Genomic DNA, 1,462 nt, shown 5'->3' with positions numbered 1-1,462 from the left:
CCGTCGCCGAGCATGGTGCACTACCGCGGCGGGCGGGCGGCGATCGACCCGGCCGTCTACCCGGACGAGGAGCAGTTCTGGGCCGACCTGAGCGCCGCGTACGCCGAGCAGGTCCGCCGCGTCGCCGGCCTGGGCTGCCGCTACCTCCAGCTCGACGACACCAGCCTGGCGTACCTGAACGATCCGCAGCAGCGCAAGCTGCTCACCGAGCGCGGTGACGACGCCGAGCACCAGCACCTGCGCTACATCAAGCAGATCAACGCGGCGATCGAGAACCGCCCGGCCGGCCTGGCCGTCACCACCCACATGTGCCGCGGCAACTTCCGCTCGTCGTGGGCGGCCGAGGGCGGGTACGACTTCGTGGCCGAGGCGCTGTTCAGCGAGCTCGCCGTGGACGGCTTCTTCCTGGAGTACGACGACGAGCGCTCGGGCGGCTTCGCGCCGCTGCGGTTCGTGCCGCCCGGCAAGATGGTGGTGCTGGGCCTGGTCACCACGAAGAGCGGTCGGCTGGAGTCGAAGGACGATCTGAAGCGGCGCATCGACGAGGCTTCGCGTTACGTGCCGCTGGAGCAGCTCTGCCTGTCGCCGCAGTGCGGTTTCTCGTCGACGGTGGAGGGCAACGTGCTGACCTACGACGAAGAGGTCGCCAAGCTGCGCCTGATCGCCGAGACGGCCCAGGAGGTCTGGGGCCAGCCCTAGGTTCTAGCCCTCGGGGTCCGCCACCCAGGCGGAGAAGACCGGCACGCCGTCCCACGGTCCGCCGGGCTGCGTGGCCACGGCCACCACCGCGTACGGATGCCCGAACCGCAGCTCGGCGAAGCGCGCCGGGCCGGGCGGGGTGAAGCTGGTCAGGCTCATGAACCCGGTGACCGCGGCGGCCTCGAAGCCGTAGCGGTCGTAGCGGGCCACCGCCGTCTGCGCGGCCTCGAAACGGTCGCGGCCCAGCTTCTCGGCGATCGCGGCGAAACCGAACTCGTCGCCGGTGAGGTCGTGCCGGCTCCGGGCGGACCACGCGGGCAGCACGGCGTGCGTGAACTCGCCGGGCTTCTCGGCCTGCGGTTCGTCCCAGATGCGGTGCAGCGGGGTCTCCCCCGGTCGCAGGTCGGCGAGGGGCACCGGCGTGAAGTCGTCGTCGTAGGCGGCGGCCATGACCCGGTCCGGCGCCACGCCGGGCTCGGCGGCCACGGAGATCACCCGCAGTCCGTCGGCGCCGGCCTCGTGCACGATGACCCGGCCGGCCCGCGGCGTGTCGGCGATCATCGAGCGGTGGCCCGGGGCCGCCGGGCTGCGCAGCACGGTGGCGAGCCGGCCGGTCCAGGGGCTGTCCGGCCCGAGGTCCGCGGCCGGGGCCTCCTCGAACGGATGCCGCCAGGAGACCTTGGTGGCCAGTGCGCTGGCTTTCTCATTTCATTTTCCTATACACGGTTTCAAGAACCCAACATACTACAAACGAATTTCAAAA

At 71.1% G+C, this 1,462-nt stretch carries 2 protein-coding genes; one reads left to right on the top strand and one right to left on the bottom strand.

Translation table 11 applies throughout. The features are described 5' to 3' along the window. The coding region (locus tag AB0M20_RS43205) for a 5-methyltetrahydropteroyltriglutamate--homocysteine S-methyltransferase (protein WP_364307272.1) at nt 1-699 on the top strand (699 nt) is incomplete at its 5' end. Nucleotides 700-702: 3 nt separating this feature from the next. On the opposite strand, the gene AB0M20_RS43200 is transcribed toward AB0M20_RS43205, so the two are convergent. Beyond that, nucleotides 703-1,296 (bottom strand): hypothetical protein, encoded by a 594-nt coding sequence (locus AB0M20_RS43200; protein WP_364307270.1) that lies wholly within the window; start codon nt 1,294-1,296, stop codon nt 703-705. Nucleotides 1,297-1,462: the final 166 nt, after the last annotated feature.

Source organism: Actinoplanes sp. NPDC051633, from assembly GCF_040681735.1.
GTDB lineage: Bacteria > Actinomycetota > Actinomycetes > Mycobacteriales > Micromonosporaceae > Actinoplanes.
This window is presented reverse-complemented; position numbering and strand designations above follow the sequence as displayed.